The organism is Spirulina sp. CCY15215, from assembly GCF_016888125.1.
Lineage (GTDB): Bacteria > Cyanobacteriota > Cyanobacteriia > Cyanobacteriales > Spirulinaceae > CCY15215.
Map to the genome: position 1 here is coordinate 1 of NZ_JACSWA010000544.1, position 229 is coordinate 229.

Annotated in this window: 1 pseudogene; it reads right to left on the minus strand. The window is 41.9% G+C overall.

Features of this window, described 5'->3' with window-relative positions:
- A pseudogene (locus tag JUI58_RS18925) lies at positions 1 to 229 on the minus strand (IS200/IS605 family accessory protein TnpB-related protein); the annotation flags it as partial.

The following is a 229-nucleotide window of genomic DNA, read 5'->3' on the forward strand; positions in this document are numbered from 1 at the left end:
CCATAACGAATCTGTTGACCTTTGTACAATGAGGGATAACTTCTGCACATTGCTGTCAGTTTTGGCGGTTGGCAAAAGCGATGTTTTCTCTCTCCCGATTGCCATGCTCTATATCTCGTTTGAAAACTTGACACTATACCAATAGCATCGGCTATCCCTGCTCTTCTTAAATAACTGGGGAATTTTCGGAATGAGGGATATTTTTTCACCACCGATTGAAAATAGCGGT